The following is a 20,698-nucleotide window of genomic DNA, read 5'->3' on the forward strand; positions in this document are numbered from 1 at the left end:
CGGTGCGCCTCGTGGATCGCTCACGTGCACAGCTGACTCGCTTGGCAGACCTCTTCCCGGGGTGGCTGACGGAGATCGTCGAAGGCAACGTCGTGGCGAGCCCGGTCACCCCGCACCACGGCAGCACGATCCGTCAGATCTGGAACGCCCTCGAGTCTCAGCTGAGCGCGGAGTGGGACGTCGTCAGCGATGTGGCCTTCCCCTTCGACGAGGAGAACGAGCTCTGCCCCGACCTCGCCGTCATCCCGGCATCCGAAGCGGAGAAGAACGAGGCAGCGTACTCACCCGGCCTCATCACGCTGGTCGTCGAGGTCGTCTCGCAGGCCAGCAGACGCCGCGACCACGAGATCAAGCCGCACTTGTACGCCTCCCGAGGCATCACCAACTACGTGATCCTGGATCCGCTCAAGGGCCACGCCGTCATGATGTGGAATCCCGGCCCCGACGGCTACCAGGGCCGCGACACCATCCCCTACGGCCCTGACCTGACCGTCGACTCTCCCCTGGGCAAGCTCGTGATCGCCACGGGCCGTCTCCCCGTGGACCCGAAGGCGCGCCCTAGGCGTTGAGCGTCCCGCGGGGTTCGCGGCGCCGGAACAAGAACGCCGCCACCACCCCCGTCACCAGACCGATCAAGTGCCCCTGCCAGCTCACACCGGTCTGGGTGGGAGCGATGCCGGCGAGGATGGAGCCGCCCCAGATGCCGGCGATCACGACACCCACCGCCACCCCCAGCAGCCGCCGCTCGACGAACCCGCTGACCAGAAGGAAGCCGAAGAGACCGAAGACGACGCCGGAGGCGCCGGCGGTGTTGCTGTTGTCGGGGGATATGAGCCAGACACCCAGCCCATCGGCGACGATGATCAGCGCGCAGACGGCGGCGAAGCGCCGCAACCCCCCGAGCGCCGAGAGAAAGCCCAGCACCAGCAACGGCACACTGTTCGCCGCGACATGACCGAAGCCGAAGTGGATGAAGGCGGAAGGAACCACGTCCACCAACTCGGGCACCGCACGCGGCATGACCCCGAAGTCGTCCAGCGCATGCCCGCTCGCCACATCGATCAACTCGAGCAGCCACAGCAGCGCCACCCAGCCCACCATCAGCTTGGCGGCGGCCTTCGCCCGCTCCCCGCGGGACCAAGCCCGCTCCGAACTCAGCACGCCACGCATGCCACGCACTCTGCGAACCCCGCCCGTTCCATCCGCCATGACAACCCCCGACTCGACTGGCGTCCCTCTCGCGTCCCTTCAGGAAAAACGACCGTGCCCCCTTGGCCGGTTCCCGCCCCACGCCGCCGGATAGGCTCGGTGTCGTGAACCCAGTCAAGCCAGGAGAGACGCCGCGTACGCCTTGGATCGTAGGGGTGTCCGGCGCATCCGGCACCCCATATGCCGCGGCAGTGCTCCGCGCGCTCCTCGCCGCCGGCGAGAGCGTCGACCTCGTCGTGTCCCGGGCCTCGCGGCTGACCCTGCTGGACGAGACGGGCATCTCGTTCCGGGACGCGCACTGGCGGGACGACCTGCGGGAATGGCTGTGCCGGGGGGCCGATGGGAAGCCCGGCACATTCGCTGTGGACCTCGAGGGCGACCGCGTACGGCACTGGAGCGCCGGCGACCTGGCCGCCGGACCGTCCTCGGGCTCGTACCCCGTCAAGGGGATGCTGATCGTCCCCGCGTCGACGGCGTGCGTCGCGGGCGTCGCGCTGGCCCTGAGCAAGGACCTGCTCCAGCGGGCGGCGAGCGTGACCCTCAAGGAGCGGCGGCGCCTGGTCGTCGCCGTACGCGAGACCCCGTTGAACGGGCAGACCCTGCGGCACCTGGTGACCCTGGACGACGCGGGCGCGACCGTACTGCCCGCCTCCCCGGCCTTCTACGCGGGGGCCACGCACATCCAGGACCTGGTGGACTTCGTCGCCGGACGGGTGCTGGACGCGGCGGGCGTCGAGCACACCCTGTACCGGCGCTGGGAGGGCGACGTCGGCGGGGCGCGCTCGCCCCGTACCTGACTCCCCTCCGCGGCACGCACCCGCAGCACTCTCACGCAGTACTCATCCGCACCACTCTCATCTCACGCACCACCCACAACGACACTCTTCAGCGGAAGGCAACCGATCGCATGGACGCGGTGGACAGGCAGCTCATCCAGGCCCTGAGGGAGAACGGCCGGGCCTCCTACGCGGAGCTGGGACGCCTCGTCGGTCTGTCGGGACCCAGCGTCACCGACCGCATCAACCGGCTGGAGGCGGCCGGGGTCATCACCGGCTATCGCGCCACCGTCGACGCGGCCTCCCTCGGCCTCGGCGTGACCGCGCTCATCGGCATCTCGCTCTCCGACGCCGCCGACCACGAGGACGTGGCGACCCGGCTGCGGGACCTGGCCGAGATCGAGGACTGCTGGTTCATCGCGGGCGACGACTCGTTCATGCTCAAGGTGCGCGCCCCCGACGTGGACGGCCTGGAGAAGACCATCCGCCGGCTCTCCGGTACGAAGGGCGTCTCCCGGACCCGTACGACCATCGTGCTCTCCACGAAGTGGGAGAACCGGGTGGGTGAGCTGCCGGACGAGGAGTAGGCGTACGGTTGCAGCAGTTTTGTCGGTGAGGAGAGGCGGAGGCATGGACGTCGGGCTCAAGCGCGAGCTGGAGGAGAAGGTCCGCTCCGGTGAGCGGCTGACCCGCGAGGACGGCATCGCGCTGTACGAGTCGGACGACCTGGCCTGGCTGGGCGGACTCGCGCACGAGGTGCGGACGCGGAAGAACGGCGATGTCGTCCACTTCAACGTCAACCGCCACCTCAACATGACCAACGTGTGCACGGCCTCCTGCGCGTACTGCTCCTTCCAGCGCAAGCCGGGGGAGAAGGACGCGTACACGATGCGGATCGAGGAGGCCGTCAAGCTCGCCAAGGCGATGGAGTCGGAGAACCTCACCGAGCTGCACATCGTCAACGGCCTGCACCCCAACCTGCCGTGGCGCTACTACCCGCGCTCGCTGCGCGAGTTGAAGGCGGCCCTGCCGAACGTGTCGTTGAAGGCCTTCACGGCCACCGAGATCCACCACTTCGAGACGATCAGCGGTCTGTCGGCGTCCGAGATCCTGGACGAACTGATCGACGCGGGCCTGGAGTCGCTCACCGGCGGCGGAGCGGAGATCTTCGACTGGGAGGTCCGGCAGCACATCGTCGACCACCGCACCCACTGGGAGGACTGGTCGCGGATCCACCGCCTGGCGCACGAGAAGGGTCTGAAGACCCCGTGCACCATGCTGTACGGCCACATCGAGGAGCCCCGCCACCGCGTCGACCACGTCCTGCGCCTGCGTGAACTCCAGGACGAGACGAACGGCTTCCAGGTCTTCATCCCCCTGCGCTACCAGCACGACTTCGTCGACATGAAGGACGGCAAGGTACGCAACCGCCTCCAGGCCCGCACCCAGATGGCGACGGGGGCGGAGGCCCTGAAGACCTTCGCGGTCTCTCGGCTGCTGTTCGACAACGTCCCCCACGTCAAGGTCTTCTGGGTCATGCACGGCGTCCAGACCGCGCAACTGGCCCTCCAGCACGGCGCCGACGACATGGACGGCTCGGTGGTCGAATACAAGATCACCCACGACGCCGACAACTACGGCACGCCGAACAAACTCACCCGCGAGGACCTCCTGGACCTCATCCGAGACGCCGGCTTCCGCCCCGTCGAACGGAACACCCGCTACGAGATCATCCGCGAGTACGAGGCCCCCGACCCCGAGCGCCGCGAGTCCCCCCAGCCGATGCGCGTATAGACACGGCCCTGCGGGCCGAAAAGCAGGGGCGCAGCCCCTGCTTTTGAGGGGCGCGGGGAACTGCGCGACCAGCCCCCACACACCTGCACCCGCCAACGAACCCACCCTCCCGAGCTCTCAGGCGCCCTGGCGGGACGAGAACCCGGTTGAGTGGACCGGAAGGTAATGGCTAACCTCCCGCCATGCCCCTTACCTTCCAGCTCGACCCACCCCTCACCCCCACCCTCAGCGACGCCATCCTCACCCTCTGGACGGACGTCTCGAACGCCGGCGGAGCCGTCGGCTTCGTACCCCCGGTGACGCCGGAGGCGATACGCCCGGCCCTGATCCAGCACATGGTGGGCATGGCGGAGGGCAGGCAGCGGATGCTCATCGGCTTCGACGAGACCGGCACCCCCGCCGCCACCGCGTTCTTCAGCTTCAATACCCACCGCCTGATGGCGCACTGGGTATGGCTGTACACGGTGATGGTGCACCCCACCCATCAGGGCAAGGGCTACGGCCGCGACCTGATGACGGCGGCGGAGGAAGCCGCCCGCCACTTCGACGGCATCGACGCCATCCGCCTCACCTGCCGCGGCGGCCTCGGCCTGGAGCACTTCTACGCCACCTGCGGCTACAAGGAGGTCGGCCGCGTCCCCGGCGCGATCCGCGTCGCCCCGGACGACCACCGCGACGACATCATCATGCTGCTGCCCCTGACCTGAGGCCCCGCACCCCCGTGCAAGATCGCACGCCGACCGTGTTTCACTGGATGACGCAGGATGCCCAAACGGAGACGGAAGAGTGGATTGAGATGCTCCGCTACACATTGATGCGCCTCGGAATCTTCGTGGGCTGCTTCGTGGTCGTCTGGGCCCTCGTCTACTCCGGCGTCGCCCCTCGCGGCCTCGGCTCCTCCAACGGCATGTGGATGATCCTCCTCGCCCTGGTCGTCTCCGCGCCGATCAGCTTCATCGCCCTCCGCAAGGAGCGCGACCGGGCCTCCGCCCAGATCGCCCCCCACCTCGACGAGCGCATCAACCGCGTCAAGTCCAACCTCGCCGCCAACCGCAGCGTGGAGGACGAGGCCGACGACGAGGCGAGGAAGCAGAGCGAGACGGCATCGGGCCAGGCACAGGCCTCGTAACGGGATCTTTCCCGGCAGGGAACCGTACGCTTGCCCGCATGGGTGCTGTGAAGAGCAAACGAATGCCCCGTGCGGTGCGGGAACAGCAGATGCTGGACGCGGCCGTGCGGACCTTCGGGCAGCGCGGGTACCGGGCCGCGTCGATGGACGAGATCGCCGAACTGGCGGGTGTGTCCAAGCCGTTGGTGTATCTGTACCTGAACTCCAAGGAAGACCTCTTCACGGCCTGCATCCGCCGTGAGGCCAAGGCGCTCACCACCGCCGTACGCGCGGGCGTGGACCCCGAGCTCCCCGCCGACCGTCAACTCTGGGAGGGGCTGCGGGCGTTCTTCACGCACACCGCGCAGAACCCGGACGCCTGGGCGGTACTGCACCTCCAGGCCCGTACGCACGGCGAACCGTTCGCCGCCGAGGTGGCGGCGATGCGTGAGGAGATGGTCGCGTTCGTGACCGGGCTGATCCTGGTCGCCGCCCGCGACGCCCGCCGCGACCCGTCCCTCCCGGAGCGCGAGGTCGCCGGCCTCGCGGAGGCCCTGGTCGGCGCCGCCGAAGCCCTCGCCGCCTGGGCCAACGCCACTCCCGGCATCACCGCCAGACAGGCCGCCGCCACGCTGATGAACTTCGCCTGGTCCGGCCTGGGCGACCTGATGGAGGGCCGACCCTGGGCTCCGCCGAGCGAAGAGGTGTAGTTCGGCGCCGGAACTCGGGTGTCTGTGGTGGTCGGTCATCCGCGGGGCGTGGGTGGTTGCTCGCGCAGTTCCCCGCGCCCCTGAAAAGCAGGGGCTGCGCCCCGTGCTTTTCAGGGGCGCGGGGCCGTGTCTTTCAGGGGCGCGGGGCTGTGACATATGCGGCTCCGCCGCGTGGGCGCGACCAGCCCCACCCACCGGCACTCGCCAACGCACCGACCGGACCGAGCCCCTGCGCGCCCTCACGCAATGAGCGGGTACACGCTGCCCCTTACATGCACCCGTCCCCCACCACCGCGGAGTTCGAAGTCGCCGCCCGCCCGGCCGTGCGCCGCGTACACCACCGTGCTCGGCAGCGTCACCGGCGCCCTGAACTCGGCGCGGACGAGGGCCGCCGCAGGCGTGCCGTGCTCGGCGAGGCAGCGCGCCACCGTCCACATGCCGTGCGCGATGGCCCGGGGGAAGCCGAAGAGGCGGGCGCCGAGCGCATGCAGATGGATCGGATTCCGGTCCCCCGAAACCGCCCCGTACCGCCGCCCGACATCCCCACCCAACCGCCACTGGGCAACAACCGGAAGCGACCCGCCCGCGGCTCCCCGAGGCCGCCCGCCCCTGTTGGTGCGTTCCTCCCGCACGGCTCCGCTCCTCCGCTCCCCGTGCCGTGCGAGATACGTACTCCGCGACTCCCACGCGACCTCGCCCCCGTCGCCCCCGTTCCCGTCCCGGAGCTCGGTCACCATCGTGGCTTCGGTGCCCCGGCGGTGGGGTGCCAACTCGTTCACGTAGACGGTGAGCTCGTACTCCCCGGTGGCGGGCAGCACTCGGCGCCGGGTGATCTCGATCGAGGTGTGGACGAGTCCGAGCAGGGGGAGCGGGAAGTCGCGGTCGGCCATGAGGCGCATGGCGAGCGGGAAGCCGAGGACATGCGGATAGGTGAGGGGGACGGCGTCCTCGCCGGTGGGGAAGCCGCAGACGCGCTCGTACGCGGCGAGCCGGGCGAAGTCGATCCGCACGCCGGGGAGGACCAGCCGGGTGGTCGGGCCGGGGGTGCGCAGGGGGCCGGTGCGGGGAAGCTTGCGGCTCTTGCACGGAGAGAGGAGGGCGCCCCGCGCGAGGAGGCGGCTGAGGGCGGGGAACTCGGTGAGAGTGACGGTGAGGGTGTGCATCGGACGGTTTCCCCCTTCCTTCTCGTGCCCCGCTTCTACTTACTCCACAGTCAGGTTACCCGAGGTAAGCGAGGGTGAGGAGATGGGGAGCTGAGCGACCCTCAGGTAACTTGACACCCCCTTGACCTGCGCGGACGCGGTCACCGACACTGCACATCCCCGGCCCGTTACCACCTCCGGACCATCCCCACACTCACACAAACCTCACACAACAACCCCGTACGATCCGGGCACACCGAACGCCCAGGAGCCGCCCGTGTCCAGCCTCGACCGCACCCAACCCGCCTTGGTGGAACCCGAGTTGAAGCGACTGGACGGCGCCGTGCGAGAGGCGTACGTGCCCGCGCTGGCCGCGCCCGTCGCCTACGGCTCACTCGCGGACATCCCGTTCGACAACGCGGGCCACGCCCCCGAGTCGGTGGTCCTCAGCCGCAAGGACCGCCCCGGCGAAGACGGCATCCGGTGGCGGGACGTGACGGCGGCCGAGTTCGCGGCCGAGGTACTCGCGGTGGCCAAGGGCCTGATCGCCGAGGGCCTGATGCCGGGCGACCGTATCGCCATCATGGCCCGGACGACGTACGAGTGGACGCTGCTGGACTTCGCGGCCTGGGCGGCCGGCCTGGTGACCGTCCCCGTCTACCCGACCTCCTCCGTCTTCCAGACCCGCTGGATCCTCCAGGACTCGGGTGCCGTGGCCCTCGCCGTGGAGTCGACCTCCCAGGCCGCCGCTCTCGGCCCCGAACGCGACCGCATCCCCGACCTCCGTCACATGTGGGTCTTCGAGAAGGGCCACCTGGAACGCCTCGCCGAACTGGGCCGGGGCGTCTCCGACCAGGAAGTCGCCGTACGGCGTGGGGTGTTGGGCCCCGGCACCCTGGCGACCCTGATCTACACCTCGGGCACGACCGGCCGTCCCAAGGGCTGCGCCCTCACCCACGGCAACTTCTTCGCCGAGATCGACAACGCGATCGACCTCCTGTACCCGATCTTCCGCGCGAAGACCGACGAGGAGGCCTCCACGCTCCTCTTCCTCCCCCTCGCCCACGTCTTCGGCCGCATGGTGGCGATCGCGTGCATGCGGGCGCGGATACGCGTGGGCCACTCACCGAGCTTCCGCACGGAGGACCTCCTCGCCGACCTGAAGTCCTTCCGCCCGACGTTCCTGCTCCTCATCCCGTACGTCCTGGAGAAGGTCTTCAACAGCGCCCGCGCCTCCGCCGAACGCATGGGCCGCGTCTCGTCCTTCGACCGCGCCGCCGCCGTCGCCCGCCGCTACGGCGAGGCCCTGGAGTCGGAACAACACGGCACGGGCCCGGGCCCGACCACCTTCCTCAAGGCCGCCCGCGGCTTCTACGACCCCCTGGTCTACCGCCGCATCCGCAACGCCCTCGGCGGCCGGGTCCGCTACGTCATCTGCGGCGGCTCCCCCCTCGGCCGCCGCCTGGCCGCCTTCTACGCGGGCGCCGGCATCGAGGTCTTCGAGGGCTACGGCCTCACGGAGACGACAGCGGCGGTGACGGTCACCCCACCGACCCGCCCCCGCCTGGGCACGGTGGGCCGGCCGCTCCCCGGCACCCGGGTCCGCATCGCGGCGGACGGCGAAGTCCTGCTCCACGGCGGCCAGATCTTCCGCGGCTACTGGGACCCCCAGGCCGGCGGCGTCGTCCCGGCGGGCCCCGACGGCTGGTTCGCCACCGGTGACATGGGCGAGCTCGACGACGAGGGCTACCTCACGATCACCGGCCGCAAGAAGGAGATCCTCGTCACCGACAGCGGCAAGAACGTGGCGCCGGCCCCCCTGGAGAACTGGCTCCGCTCCCACCCCCTCATAGCCCAGGCCATGGTCATCGGCGACCGCCGCCCCTATGTCACGGCATTGCTGACCCTGGACCCCGAGGGCATCAACCACTGGCGCCAGATGAACGCCAAACACGTCGTCCCACCCGAACTCCTCGCTGACGACGCCGAGTTGCACGCCGTCCTCCAACGCGCCGTCGACGAGGCCAACCGCCTCGTCTCCCGCCCCGAATCCATCCGCCGCTTCACGATCATCCCCGGCGGCTTCACGGAGGAGCAGGGCCACTTGACCCCGTCGATGAAGCTGCGACGGGAGGTCATCGAGGAGGCGTTCGCGGCGGAGATCGAGGACCTGTACAGGAAATAGGGGGCGCCGCGCGGGAGGCAGCCGCACGGAGCAGTCGTAGCGCCCTAACTCTGGTCGCCCGCCGCCGGGTCGCCCTCACCGAGCCCGACCCACCAGTACCCGTCGTCCTTGACCAGCAGCAACTCCTGCTGCTGGTCGGTCTTCTCGTAGGTGAGCCGGATGGCGTTGAAATAGTCGACGGACCCCTCCAGCACGGTGACGTCGACGTGCCCGCGAGCCCCCTCGCCGAACTCCCGGACCTGGTCGTAGGCCGCGGACCGAGCCCCGTCGTACGCGGGCCCGGCCAGCTCCGCGAGCCCTTCCACGTCACCGGCCCTGAGCCGCTGCACGTACACCCGTACGACGGTGTCGACGTCCTCGGCGGTCTCCTGGACATCGGGGTACTTCGACTTCTCGGCCCGCACGGTCACCTCGATCCCGGGCGAGTCGGCGAGCGTGTACGGCGCCCGGAACCAGTTCCACCACACGACCCCGACGGCCCCGAGAACGACGACCAGCCCGCCACAGCCCAGCAGAATGCCCCGCCTCTTCATCAGTTCCGCCCCGTTTCGTCGCGTTCCATCACCCAGCCCACCGGCCACCGGTCGACTCCTCCCTGGAGAGTCATTCCGGCAGGATTCGGTTGTACGCGGCGACGAACTTCTGAGGCGGGCGGGTCGGGAATCGTGTGGATGCCGGCGGCGAGGGTGCGATCGGGGCCGGGCGGGATGTGCACGTTTGGCGTGACGCCGCTGTCCGGTCGGCGCTGACAAGGCCATCGGGGAAAGGAGCCGGCGCGACCGACGCCAGTGGATTCCCCAGGATTTCCACATTCCGGGAGCGAAACCTTTGCCTCGACTTCGTCTCCTTTCTCTTCCGTCCCCGGCGGAACTTTGCTCCTCGTAAGGAAATTCGAGCAAGTCGAAATTCCGTCAAGAGATGCGATCGATGTTTTCAGGACTTTGCCTGCTGTGGGGATCCGGGAAATCGTTTCTGCCTATCTACGATTTCAAACCATGACCGACACTCCACGGGACAACTCCGCCACCCGTGCGCGCTGGCAGACGTGTCTCAAGCTCGCCCGCGAACTCCTCCTCGTCGGGCCGGACGACAAGGACCTCAAACTCAGCTATCTCCACACCCTGATCGACACGGGCCGTCTCGGCCCCACCCACCACCCGCGCAAGAAGATCCTCGTCATCGGCGCCGGCATCACCGGCCTCGTCGCCGGCCGCCTGCTCAAGGACGCCGGCCACGACGTCACCATCATCGAGGCCAATGAAAGCCGCGTCGGCGGACGCATCAAGACCTTCCGCGCCACCAAGCACCACCAGCCCTTCGACGACCCCGCCCAGTATGCGGAGGCCGGGGCCATGCGGCTGCCCGACTTCCACCCGCTCGTCCTCGCCCTCGTCGACAAACTCGGACTCGGCCGGCGCCAGTTCTACAACGTGGACGTGGACCCCTCCACCGGCAGCGGTCCCGAGGTCCCCGTCCCCCCGGTGACGTACACCTCCTTCACCGGCCAGACGTGGACCAACGGCGACGCGAGCCCCGACTTCCGCGAACCCGACAAGCGCGGCAACTCCTGGATCCGCGCCAACCGCGTCCAGATGCGGCGGGCCGACTACACCGCGAGTCCCGAACGGATCAACGAGGGCTTCCACCTCACCGGCGACGAGGTCCGCGCGCCCGTCGTGAAGATGGTCGACGACGCGCTGGAGAGCGTGCGCGACTACTACTCCGACGTCGTCGACGGCAAGCGTGTCAACAAGCCGTTCGACGAGTGGGTCGAGGGCTGGGCCCGGGTGATCCGCGACTTCGACGGCTACTCCATGGGCGGCTTCCTGCGAGACCACGCCGGGCTCAGCGACGAGGCGATCGAGGCCGTCGGAACCCTGGAGAACATGTCCTCACGGCTGCACCTCTCCTTCTTCCACAGCTTCCTGAGCCGCAGCGACATCAACCCCACCGTCCGCTACTGGGAGATACCCGGCGGCAGTTGGCGCCTGCCGCACGCCCTCCACGAGGGCCTACGCGACGAGGTGCGGCTCGGCCACCGCATGATCCGCCTCGAATACCACGACCCCAGCCGCGACACCGACCCCGAGGGCACCGCCGTCGGACCCGACGGATGGGGCGTGACCGTGGAGACCGTCGCCGAGAACGACCCGCAGGCCCCGCCGCGCCGGTGGACCGCGGACCTGGCGATCGTCACCATCCCGTTCTCCGCCCTGCGCTTCGTGGAGATCGTCCCCTCGATGTCGTACAAGAAGCGCCGCGCCATCATCGAGACCCACTACGACTCGGCCACCAAGGTGCTGCTGGAGTTCAGCCACCGGTGGTGGGAGTTCACCGAGGACGACTGGCGCGAGGAGCTGGAGAGGATCGCACCGGGCGTCTACGAGTACTACCGGCTGGGCCCGGAGGCGGCCGGCGAGCCCGCCCGTATGCCCACGCTCGCCGAGGCGGACGCCGGCCTGCTCGGTGCCGCCGTCAAGGACAGCGGCGTCACCGAGGAGATGCGGCAGATCGACAGCACCATGCCGCTGCGCGGCCCCGCCCTCCGCCCCGCCACCCACAGCTTCGGCGGGGGCTCCGCCACCGACAACCCCAACCGGTTCATGTACTACCCGTCGCACCGGGTCGAGGGCAGCACCGGCGGCGTGGTGCTCGCCTCGTACTCCTGGTCCGACGACGCCGCGCGCTGGGACTCGATGCGGAACGCGGAGCGCTACGTCTACGCCCTGCGCAACCTCCAGGCCCTGCACGGCCGACGCATCGAGGTGTTCTTCACCGGGCGCGGCGCCACCAAGAGCTGGGCCCGCGACCCGTACGCCTTCGGCGAGGCCGCCATCTACACCGCGCACCAGATGACCAGCTTCCACCTGGACGTCTCCCGGCCCGAAGGCCCCGTGCACTTCGCCGGAGAGCACACCTCCCTCAAGCACGCCTGGATCGAGGGCGCCCTGGAGAGCGCCGTCCGCGCCGCCATCGCCGTCCACCAGGCCCCGCCGGTCACCACCCCGGGCCCGGACGGGGAGGGCCGCTCATGACCGCGATCACCTCCGGGACCGCGATCACCCCTGGGTGCACGGTCGCCCGCTATCTCGCCCTGCGCCTGGCCGAGTTGGGCATCACCCACCTCTTCGGCGTCCCCGGCAACCACCTCGGCCCCTTCTTGACCACCCTGCGGGCCGAGGGCGACATCGAGTGGGTCGGCACCCCCACCGAGGGCGGCGCGGGCCAGGCCGCCGACGCCTACGCCCGGATCCACGGCGTCGGCGCGGCCGCGGTCACCTACAGTGTGGGCGCGTTCAACCTGCTCAACGCCTGCGGTGGCGCCTACGTCGAGCAGGTCCCGCTCGTCGCCGTCAACGCTTCCCCGCCCTACGAGCAGTGGCAGAACTACCGCGCCCTCGGCCTGCTCACCTCCCACATGAGCCCCCGCCCGGAGAGCAACCTGGACGTCTACCGGCAGGTCACCGTGGACGCGCAGGTCATCTCCAACCCGGGCCTCGCCCCCGCCCAGATCGACGCCGCGCTCACCGCGTGCCTCTCCGAGCGCAGGCCGGTCTACCTGGAGGTCATGGAGGACCTGTGGGACGAGCCCTGCGCCGAGCCCGGGGAGCCGATCATCCGCCGCGAGCGGCCGTTCAGCGCGCGCAACCAGCTGATGCTGGACCACGCCGTGAACGCGATCCTCACCCTGGTCGAGGAGCACCCCGGCCCGGACGGAACGCCCCGCCCCATCGTCTGGGCCGGCGAGGAGATCGACCGGTTCCGCCTGGGCGGGCAGCTCACCGACCTGGTGGAGGGAACCGGCGTGCCGTTCTGCACCACTGTCGGCGCCAAGGCCGTCGTCGACGAGGACCTGCCGCAGTTCCACGGCGTCTACAACGGCCACGCCAGCCACCCGGACGTGCACGGCGTCTTCAAGGACTGGGCCACCTGCCGGATCGGGCTCGGCGCCTGGTCCACGTCGAAGAACCTCGGCGGCGAGCAGTGCGTCGGCGGCGACTGGGTGATGGCCGCGAACGGCGGCGTCAGTGTCGGCAGCTCCTACTTCCCCGACGTCCAGCTCGAACAACTCCTGCCCGCCCTCCAGGACGCGCTGGTGAAGCGCTACGGCTCCGGGGGGCTGGCCGCCGACTACTACGCCGAGGCCCATGCCCATCTGGGGGAGTCCGTCGACCGCCCCGCCGGCCTGGAGCAGTACCGCGCCTCGCTCCGCACCAGCGGCTCACGGTCCCGGCACGCCGAACGGCTCACCTACGACGGCGTGTTCGACCGGATCAACCACTTCCTGGGCCACGAGACCCGGCAGGACTGGACGGTCGTCTCCGACGCCGCGTTCTCCCTCATCGGCTCGATGAACCTGTCCCTGTCCGCGGGCGGGTTCCTGTCGCAGGTCAGCTGGCTGTCCATCGGCTGGTCGGTCGGCGCGGCCACCGGCGCCGCGCTCGCCCCCGAGCGCGGGCAGGCCCGCCCGATGGTGTTCGTCGGCGACGGCGCCTTCCAGGAGACCTGTCAGGAGATCTCCACCCACACCAGGCTCGGGCTGCGGTCGGTGGTGTTCGTCATGGACAACGGACACTTCTACGGCATCGAACAGATGCTGGTGCACCCCGCCTACTACGCGGACGACCAAGGGGCCTCCCACGACCCCGACTTCTACAACGTCCTCCACCCCTGGCACTACGACCGTCTCGCGGCCGTCTTCGCCGCCAAGGAGACCCCGGCGAACGGGATCACCATCGCCCACACCTCCGAACTGGACGACCTTCTGACCCGCCTCACCGACCCGACCGACCCCGTCAACGCCGGACCGCTGCTGGTCCGCGTCCGCCTGCACCGGCACGACTACCCGCGTGCGATGGCCTACAAGGTGAAAGTCAACAACTCGAAAGGGGCAGGAAATGGCTGATCTCAACGTACTGATCGCGTTCGACGCGGCCACGATCGTCGAGCAGAATCCCAACGCGTCGAGGAACCCGGACGCGCCGACGTACGCCGACCACAGCCTCATCTACATGACGACGCGCCACGATCACATCGTCGGCACATCGGGGGCCGAATTGAACCTCCGGGCAGAACCCGGGGACAGCATCAGGTGGCGGGAGACGACGATCTCGCTCGGCAGCGACTACAAGGCACTGCTGTACAAGTACGTGAGCAGCGACACCGGCCACCAGCTCATCAGGACTCCGGAGATCGAAGTGATCGACGGCGTCTATCCGATGCCGCAGGAGGGGTCCGAGGGCAGGCCGGAATTCGTGACACAGAACTACCAGGACCACTACTGGCGGACGACCGTCAAAAAGCCGGGCAAGGTCGTGTACCACTTCTACTTCCAGATCCTGGACCGCCACCGCCAATTGAAGGGGTACTTCCAGTGGGACCCCTTCATCACCATCGAGAATCCCTGACGACGACGCCGGACACTTCGGCGACCACCTCACCCTGGTCCTCCTCGGTGGTGGACACGGGCCGGAATCCCAGTGAGGCGTAAAGGCGCTCGGCGGCGGTGTTGTCCGGGTCGTACGACAGGCGGAGGACCTCACAGTCCGTACGGTCCGCCAGCCATCGCATCAGGGTCCGCGCCGCCGCCCGCCCGACCCCCTTGCCCTGTTCGGCGGCATCGATCAGCATGCCGCCGATCCAGTACGAACCGTCCTCGTCACGCCCCCACATGACATGCCCCACCACGGTGTCATCGGCGCACACCGCGAGCGAGTTCCATACGCCCTCGCGGAGGGACAGGAGGAGGTAGCGGGCGGCCAGCGCGGGAACGAACCGGCGTTGGCCGTCCAGCGGGGCGACATCCGCGACGGCGCGCCAGTTCTGGTCGTCCACGTCATGCAGGGCGATCTGTCGCCCAACGCCGTCCAGCAGCCTGAGAGTGATCATGCAGGCAGGCTACGGGCTTCCTCGGTTGCGAGGAACGTGGTCCAGGCGGTGGGGGAGAGGGTGAGGTGGGGGCCGGTGGGGTTCTTGGAGTCGCGGATGTGGATGGTGTGGGGGCAGGGGGATATCTCGACGCATTCGCCGCCCTCGCCGCTGCTGTGGGATGACTTGCGCCAGGTGTAGGCGGCTTCGACGCATTCGCCGCCAGCGCCACTGCTGTGGCTGGACTTGAACCAGTTGAGTCGCTCAGTGCTCACAGCTCCCCCAGCATCTTCTCGATCAGCGCCCGGGACTCCATCGGGTTGAGCGCCAGCGCGCGCATGATCCCATAGCGGTCGGCGATTTGTCGTACGCCTTCAGTGTCGGTGACCAGGCGGGGGTAGCCCTGCCCTTCCGTGTACGCCACCTGCCCATGTCCTTTGGGCGTCAACAGGTTGAACGCGCTGTCCAGGTTGGGGTGTTCCTCGCGGCAGGTCGGCATCACCTGGATCTCAATGTTGCGCATACTCCCGAAGCGCAGCAGGTTCCGCAGTTGCTCCTGGTGGACAGCTCGTCCGCCGATCGGCCGTTGCAGCACAACCTCCTCCAGGACGTAGCTGCACATCGGTGGAGGCCAGCCCTCGAAGATCTGCTGGCGGGCCATTCGGTCGGCCACGCGCGTCTCGATGGTCTCGGCGCTCAGCAGTGGGCGCCACTGAGAGAAGACCGCCCGCGCATACTCCTCCGTCTGCAACAACCCTGGCACCCCCTGGTTGGCATAGAAGTGCAGCTCAACCGCCTCCGCCTCCAACCCGGCGTAACTCCGGTACCACTCCGGATGCCGCGTCCGCGCCTTCTTCATCCCCTCCTTGATCTCGGGGATCATCGCCTTCAACAGCCCCCCGGCATCGAGAAGTTCATCCGCCTTCTCCAACACCTCGGGCCGAGCCACCCGCACCCCCCGCTCCATCGCCCCGATCGCGTCCGGCCCGTACCCCAACGCCTCCCCCAACTCCTTCTGTGTCAGCCCCGCCCGCTCCCGCAGTAGCTTCAACAGCTTGCCGACCGCCGTGAACAGCCCGGTCGTACCGTCGGCCTCAGCCGGAGTCTCCGGCCGCCGTTCACTCGCCTCATCCGCCATCGATCCCGCCCTCACCTCGTCGTGGTCACGGCCGACGAGCCGACGCCTCGCGCACCGCACCCATACGGCTACCTAGCGTCGCGCCGTCGTACCTGGTCAGACTAGAACCGGACGACCACGCTGAGTGACATGAATTCGGAAACCACCACCGTCCTCGGTGAATTCAGGCAACTCTTCACTCCCAGCCGCCGAGGCGCCCGACTCGCGCGAAGGGCCGTCGCCCGGCGGCTGCACGCCTGGGGCATCCCCCAGGGGAGCGAGGTGTACGACAGCGCGGTGCTGGTCGCCGCCGAGCTGGTGACGAACGCGGCCATGCACGGGTACGTCACCGGGCACAGCTTTCTGCTGAAGGTGGTGTGGATGACCGGCACCGTACGTATCGAGGTGGCCGACGCCTGCGAGACGCGGCGGCCGAAAACGCTGCGGTCGGAGCCCGAGGCCGAGTCCGGGCGGGGGCTGTTGATCGTCGAGGCCCTCGCCGACAAGTGGGGCGTCGAGGACCGCGACCTGGGCAAGATCGTGTGGGCCGAGCTGAGCGCCAGTATCAGCACCAGCCCGTAAGTGAGGGCCGCCCGAGTGAATGTTCTGCCGATGGGTCCGTATGGAAATCCTCTCGGCGAAGTGGATCGACATACTGAGTGAATGCGGACGCAGAAGAAGATTCCCGCCCTGATTCACCAAACCTGGAAAGACGCCGACGTACCGGCCCAATGGAAGAAATGGGCTGACTCCTGGCGCCGACACCACCCCGGCTGGGGATACCGCCTGTGGACCGACTCCGACAATCGCGCATTCCTCCAGGAGCACTATCCCTGGTTCCTGCCCATCTACGACGGCTACGCGGAACCGATCATGCGGGCCGACGCAATTCGCTATTTCCTGCTCGACCATTTCGGCGGGCTCTACGTGGATCTGGACTTCGAGTGCCTGAGCCCGGTCGAGGGAATCCTTGACGGGCACGAACTCGTCCTCGGCTGCGAGCCCCAGGCGCACACAGGGCTACTGCTGGCCCGCCAGCGCGGATTCAGCCGCATCGTCGGCAACGCGTTCATCGCGTCACGGCCGGGCCACCCCTTCTGGGCCCATGTGCACCGCCAGTTGGTCGGCGCCCACAGAATGCCCGGAGCGCTGGACGTCACGGGCCCCTTCTTCCTCACCAGAGCGATCGACAGCGCCCCGGAACCTGCCTCGATCGCCTCGATCACGATCCTCGGACCGGAGGTCCTGTACCCCGAGGTGAGCCCGTACGCGCAGGAGCTGTTCGGCCCGCAGGAAGCCGACTATGAGCGTGCGTACGCCGTGCACCACTGGTCCGGCAGCTGGGTGCGCGACTCCCCTGCGACTCCCCGGACATCGGCCGGCAAACGGTTCCCGTTCTGGGCGAGCCAGGAACTGCAACCGCTCGCCGACGGCCTGCTCAACCTGGACGCGCAACGCCGCCGCTGGGCCTCGGGCGCGCCCGCGCCGACGGTGTCCTGCCTGATGGTGACGAAGGATCGCTCGTCGACGGCCCGCCGCGCGATCGCGTGCTTCCGTACGCAGACCTACCCCAACCTGGAACTGGTCGTCGTGGAGGACGGCACGGACGACGCCCTTGAGCAGCACATTCACGAGCTGGACGACCCGAGGATCCGCCATCACCGGCTCCCCTCGGAGGGGCGGACGCTGGGTGAACTGCGCAACGAGGCGGTGGACCGGGCCACCGGGCCGTACGTATCCCAGTGGGACGACGACGACCTGTACGACCCGGAGCGGATCGAGACACAGATGGCGGCGATCCTCTCGCTCGGCGCCGAAGCCTGCTTCCTCGCCCGTGAACGGCTGTGGTGGCCCGCTCGCCACAAGCTCGCGATCTCCTGCGCGCGCCTGTGGGAAGGATCGATGGTGTGCGCCAAGGACCGCCTCCCGCGCTACCCGGCACTGCGCCGGGGCGAGGACACCCCGGTGGCGGAGGAGGTGGCCCGTACCTGCCGGGTGGTATCGGTCGACGCACCCGAGCTGTACACCTACGTATGTCACGGCGGCAACACGTTCAACGAAGCCCACTTCGCGGAGCACTTCGACGTGGCGACCCAGATCTGGTCCGAACCGGGCGCGTACGCCGAGCGGTTGCTCGCGATGGCGACCCGGCTGCCGATCGGGCCGGAGGACATCGCCCACGCCGAGAACGGTGCCGCCACCCGACCCTCCGGGCAGGGTGGACGGACGGCCACAGCCCTCGAACCCGCCCCGGGCCCGGCGACCGAGCGACCCACGGTCCTGGTGCTCACCCCTCTCAAGGACGCGGCCGCGTTCCTGCCGGGCTATCTGGAGAACCTTCGCGCCCTGGACTACCCGCGCGAGGCGATCTCGCTGGGGCTGCTGGAGGGCGACAGCAAGGACACGACGCCGGATCTGCTCCGACAGGTCCTGCCCGGACTCGAGGCGGAGTTCCGGCGGGTCACCCTCGTACACCGTGACTTCGGCCTCCAACTGGCGGGCCCCCGCTGGGAGCCCGGCGTCCAGCGCCGACGCCGCTCGGTGCTGGCCAAGGTGCGCAACCATCTGCTCTCCCGAGCCCTCACCGACGAGGAGTGGGTGCTGTGGCTCGATGTGGATGTCACCGGCTACCCGGCCGACCTCGTCCAACGCCTGCTCGGAGCGGGCAAGGACATCGTCGTCCCGCACTGTGCCACCACGGCCGGTGGACCCACGTACGACCTCAACACCTTCGTCCTGCACCCCAGGGCCGGCACGCTCAACTGGTCCCAGTGGCTGCGCGACGGGATTCTGCAGCCGCCCAGGGGGTTCGGCCGGGTCTACCTCGACGAACTGCGCGGGCAGGGGCTCATCCGCGTCGACTCGGTCGGCGGCACCACCCTGCTGGTACGCGCCGACCTTCACCGGGACGGTCTGATCTTCCCCTCCTTCCCGTATCAGCACCTCATCGAGACCGAAGGTCTGGCCGCGATGGCCCGGGACATGGGCACTGCCTGCTGGGCGCTGCCCGACCTGGAAGTGCTGCACCCGCACCACGCCGACGTCGCCGAACCGCTCGTACACCACATGGAGTAATCACGTTGGCACGGTAAGTAATTGAATCCTACGGTGGGACTACTGCCCCTGCGTGGAGTTCACACGCCCAGCGGGCAGCTCCCAGACCCCGAAAGAAAGGTCCCACCGTGAAAGCCCGCCTCATGTCCTCCCTGGCCCTCCCTGCCGCACTGGCGACCGCCGGACTGCTCAACACGGCGGAGGCTGCCTACGCGACCGCCCCCGGTTCGGAGGCGACGACAGCGTCGGCTCCCTACGCGTACCAGGGCCAGCCGATAAGCGGCGACGTCACCCTCACGTCCGCGGACGGGCACCCCTGCACGCCCATCGGAAACGTCACCGTCACCGACTACGGGCACTGCTGCACGCCCGTGGGCAACGTGACCATCACCGACTACAACGTCTGCTGCACGCCGGTGGCCAACATGACCATCTGTGACTACGGGCACCACAAGGAGCACGGACACGGCCACCACGAGTACGGCAAGCACGAGTACGGCAAGCACGAGAATGGCAAGCACGAGAATGGCAAGCACGAGAATGGCAAGCACGAGAACGGCAAGCACGAGAACGGCAAGCACGAGAACGGCAAGTACGAGAACGGCAAGCACGACCACCACGACCATGAGCACGACCATGGGCGTCAACTGCGCCTCAGCTAGCGCATGATCCGGCTGGTCTGCCGCGACGTGGTCCTCTAACAGGACTGGGGGGGCGTCGGCATTCCATTCATCCCGTTCCGTTCCGAAGCGAAAGACGGCGCATGCCCCACAGCTCCGACCCTGTGGTCTCGGTGGTCATCCCCTGCCACAACTACGCCCGTTATCTGCCCGAGGCAGTGTCCAGCGTCGTCGCCCAGACGTTCCGCGCCTGGGAACTCGTCATCGTCGACGACGGCAGCACCGACAACACCTTCGAGGTGGCCCAGGACCTGGCCGCCCGCCACCCCGACCGGTGCGTCAGGCTGCTCCAACAGGCCAATGCCGGGGTCTCCGCCGCGCGCAACACCGGAATCGAGGCCGCTGCCGGCCGCTACATCCTTCCGCTGGACGCCGACGACGTGATCGCGCCGACGATGCTGGAGAAGACCGTCGCGGTGCTGGACGGCGACCCCGACATCGCCATCGCGTCGACCGATGTGTTCACCTTCACCGACGACGATCTGCCCCCGCAGGCGATGCCCCTGCCCGCCTACAGCAGAGAACTGCTGCTCCAGCGGCTGATCATGTTCTACTGCTCGCTGTACCGCCGTGAAGCGTGGCAGACCGTGGGCGGGTACGACGAGACCATGCGGGCGGGAGAGGACTGGGACTTCTGGATCGGCTGCGTCGAGCACGGCTTCGACGCCCACCACATCCATGAGCCGCTGTTCGGGGCGCGCAACAAGGACACCGGACTGCATCTGGAAGCCGCCGAGAACGACCTGGCCATCCGGGCCCGGATCGTGGCCAACCACCCGGACCTGTTCAAGCCGATCACGCGTGGGTGGGCCCACGCCGTGCTCACCCAGGACGCGGAAGCCTGCCTGCGGGACGAGTACGTCCCCGACGACATCCTCACCCGGGCCGCCGAGATGGACCAGTTCCTCGGGGCGGTCATGGCCCTGCAGCGCACGACGCGGGTGCAGTACTACCACATCCGGCGTCTGGAGAAGGCGCTGGCCGCCCAGAGCGGCGACGCCGGTCGACTCCCGTACAACTCCCGCGCCGGGTCGGCTGTCTAAGGGGTGATCCCG

At 68.9% G+C, this 20,698-nt stretch carries 21 protein-coding genes; 15 read left to right on the forward strand and 6 right to left on the reverse strand.

All coding sequences use genetic code 11. The annotated features are described in order from the left end of the window. The first annotated feature begins 11 nt into the window (after positions 1 to 11). Complete coding sequence (locus CES90_RS23770; protein WP_229913836.1) at positions 12 to 569, forward strand: Uma2 family endonuclease; 558 nt, start codon at positions 12 to 14, stop codon at positions 567 to 569. On the opposite strand, the gene CES90_RS23775 is transcribed toward CES90_RS23770, so the two are convergent. Continuing rightward, positions 559 to 1,170, reverse strand: coding sequence for a rhomboid family intramembrane serine protease (locus CES90_RS23775; RefSeq protein WP_189783284.1), 612 nt, complete (start codon positions 1,168 to 1,170; stop codon positions 559 to 561). The two genes, CES90_RS23770 and CES90_RS23775, sit on opposite strands and share 11 nt — an antisense overlap. Before the next feature lie 143 nt (positions 1,171 to 1,313). Here CES90_RS23775 and CES90_RS23780 point away from each other — a divergent pair, with 143 nt between their 5' ends. From CES90_RS23780 to CES90_RS23805, 6 genes are all read left to right on the forward strand, one after another. After that, entirely contained in the window at positions 1,314 to 2,006 is a 693-nt protein-coding gene (locus tag CES90_RS23780; RefSeq protein WP_189783283.1) for a UbiX family flavin prenyltransferase, read from the forward strand. 110 nt (positions 2,007 to 2,116) lie between these two features. Continuing rightward, positions 2,117 to 2,572: an Lrp/AsnC family transcriptional regulator gene (locus CES90_RS23785; protein WP_189783282.1), complete on the forward strand. Its 456-nt coding sequence runs from the start codon at positions 2,117 to 2,119 to the stop codon at positions 2,570 to 2,572. Positions 2,573 to 2,615: 43 nt separating this feature from the next. Next, complete coding sequence (mqnE, locus tag CES90_RS23790; protein ID WP_189783281.1) at positions 2,616 to 3,779, forward strand: aminofutalosine synthase MqnE; 1,164 nt, start codon at positions 2,616 to 2,618, stop codon at positions 3,777 to 3,779. 182 nt (positions 3,780 to 3,961) lie between these two features. Then, positions 3,962 to 4,486, forward strand: a complete 525-nt coding sequence (locus CES90_RS23795; RefSeq protein WP_189783280.1) for a GNAT family N-acetyltransferase — start codon at positions 3,962 to 3,964, stop codon at positions 4,484 to 4,486. 89 nt (positions 4,487 to 4,575) lie between these two features. After that, positions 4,576 to 4,908 carry a DUF4229 domain-containing protein gene (locus CES90_RS23800; protein WP_189783279.1) on the forward strand — a complete coding sequence of 111 codons (333 nt, stop codon included), beginning with the start codon at positions 4,576 to 4,578 and terminating at the stop codon, positions 4,906 to 4,908. A gap of 38 nt (positions 4,909 to 4,946) precedes the next feature. After that, a complete protein-coding gene (locus CES90_RS23805) occupies positions 4,947 to 5,597 on the forward strand; it encodes a TetR/AcrR family transcriptional regulator (RefSeq protein WP_189783278.1) in 651 nt (216 codons plus the stop codon). 239 nt (positions 5,598 to 5,836) lie between these two features. Here the strand turns inward: CES90_RS23805 and CES90_RS23810 are convergent, their stop codons facing one another. Continuing rightward, positions 5,837 to 6,760 (reverse strand): MaoC family dehydratase, encoded by a 924-nt coding sequence (locus tag CES90_RS23810; protein ID WP_189783277.1) that lies wholly within the window; start codon positions 6,758 to 6,760, stop codon positions 5,837 to 5,839. A gap of 256 nt (positions 6,761 to 7,016) precedes the next feature. Between CES90_RS23810 and CES90_RS23815 the strand changes: the two genes are divergently transcribed. Next, positions 7,017 to 8,924 carry an AMP-dependent synthetase/ligase gene (locus CES90_RS23815; RefSeq protein WP_189783276.1) on the forward strand — a complete coding sequence of 636 codons (1,908 nt, stop codon included), beginning with the start codon at positions 7,017 to 7,019 and terminating at the stop codon, positions 8,922 to 8,924. Positions 8,925 to 8,968: 44 nt separating this feature from the next. Here CES90_RS23815 and CES90_RS23820 read toward each other — a convergent pair whose 3' ends face one another. Then, entirely contained in the window at positions 8,969 to 9,457 is a 489-nt protein-coding gene (locus tag CES90_RS23820; protein WP_189783275.1) for a hypothetical protein, read from the reverse strand. A 462-nt stretch (positions 9,458 to 9,919) separates the two neighbouring features. Here CES90_RS23820 and CES90_RS23825 point away from each other — a divergent pair, with 462 nt between their 5' ends. Genes CES90_RS23825 through CES90_RS23835 form a run of 3 tightly spaced genes read left to right on the forward strand, consistent with a single transcriptional unit; the run spans position 9,920 to position 14,332 of the window. After that, positions 9,920 to 11,959, forward strand: coding sequence for a flavin monoamine oxidase family protein (locus CES90_RS23825; protein ID WP_189783274.1), 2,040 nt, complete (start codon positions 9,920 to 9,922; stop codon positions 11,957 to 11,959). Then, on the forward strand, positions 11,956 to 13,830 hold the full coding sequence (locus tag CES90_RS23830; RefSeq protein ID WP_189783273.1) for a thiamine pyrophosphate-binding protein: 1,875 nt from the start codon (positions 11,956 to 11,958) through the stop codon (positions 13,828 to 13,830). The genes CES90_RS23825 and CES90_RS23830 overlap by 4 nt, the downstream gene beginning before the upstream one ends. After that, the gene (locus CES90_RS23835; RefSeq protein ID WP_189783272.1) at positions 13,823 to 14,332 is read left to right on the forward strand and encodes an inclusion body family protein; all 510 of its coding nucleotides are present in this window, start codon (positions 13,823 to 13,825) and stop codon (positions 14,330 to 14,332) included. The genes CES90_RS23830 and CES90_RS23835 overlap by 8 nt, the downstream gene beginning before the upstream one ends. Here the strand turns inward: CES90_RS23835 and CES90_RS23840 are convergent. Genes CES90_RS23840 through CES90_RS23850 form a run of 3 tightly spaced genes read right to left on the reverse strand, consistent with a single transcriptional unit; the run spans position 14,313 to position 15,930 of the window. Next, positions 14,313 to 14,813: a GNAT family N-acetyltransferase gene (locus tag CES90_RS23840; RefSeq protein ID WP_189783271.1), complete on the reverse strand. Its 501-nt coding sequence runs from the start codon at positions 14,811 to 14,813 to the stop codon at positions 14,313 to 14,315. The two genes, CES90_RS23835 and CES90_RS23840, sit on opposite strands and share 20 nt — an antisense overlap. After that, entirely contained in the window at positions 14,810 to 15,067 is a 258-nt protein-coding gene (locus CES90_RS23845) for a DUF397 domain-containing protein (RefSeq protein ID WP_189783270.1), read from the reverse strand. The genes CES90_RS23840 and CES90_RS23845 overlap by 4 nt, the downstream gene beginning before the upstream one ends. Then, positions 15,064 to 15,930, reverse strand: coding sequence for a helix-turn-helix domain-containing protein (locus CES90_RS23850; protein WP_189783269.1), 867 nt, complete (start codon positions 15,928 to 15,930; stop codon positions 15,064 to 15,066). The genes CES90_RS23845 and CES90_RS23850 overlap by 4 nt, the downstream gene beginning before the upstream one ends. Positions 15,931 to 16,059: 129 nt before the next feature. On the opposite strand from CES90_RS23850, the gene CES90_RS23855 reads away from it, so the two are divergent. The 4 genes from CES90_RS23855 (at position 16,060) to CES90_RS23870 (ending at position 20,686) form a co-directional block, all read left to right on the forward strand. Then, positions 16,060 to 16,491 (forward strand): ATP-binding protein, encoded by a 432-nt coding sequence (locus tag CES90_RS23855; RefSeq protein WP_189783268.1) that lies wholly within the window; start codon positions 16,060 to 16,062, stop codon positions 16,489 to 16,491. A gap of 81 nt (positions 16,492 to 16,572) precedes the next feature. Further along, the gene (locus CES90_RS23860) at positions 16,573 to 18,984 is read left to right on the forward strand and encodes a glycosyltransferase (protein WP_189783267.1); all 2,412 of its coding nucleotides are present in this window, start codon (positions 16,573 to 16,575) and stop codon (positions 18,982 to 18,984) included. 107 nt (positions 18,985 to 19,091) lie between these two features. Continuing rightward, positions 19,092 to 19,625, forward strand: coding sequence for a hypothetical protein (locus tag CES90_RS23865; RefSeq protein ID WP_208921446.1), 534 nt, complete (start codon positions 19,092 to 19,094; stop codon positions 19,623 to 19,625). A 101-nt stretch (positions 19,626 to 19,726) separates the two neighbouring features. Beyond that, a complete protein-coding gene (locus tag CES90_RS23870) occupies positions 19,727 to 20,686 on the forward strand; it encodes a glycosyltransferase family 2 protein (protein WP_229913835.1) in 960 nt (319 codons plus the stop codon). Positions 20,687 to 20,698 lie beyond the last annotated feature (12 nt).

This window comes from Streptomyces capitiformicae (assembly GCF_002214185.1).
In the GTDB taxonomy this organism is placed as follows: domain Bacteria; phylum Actinomycetota; class Actinomycetes; order Streptomycetales; family Streptomycetaceae; genus Streptomyces; species Streptomyces capitiformicae.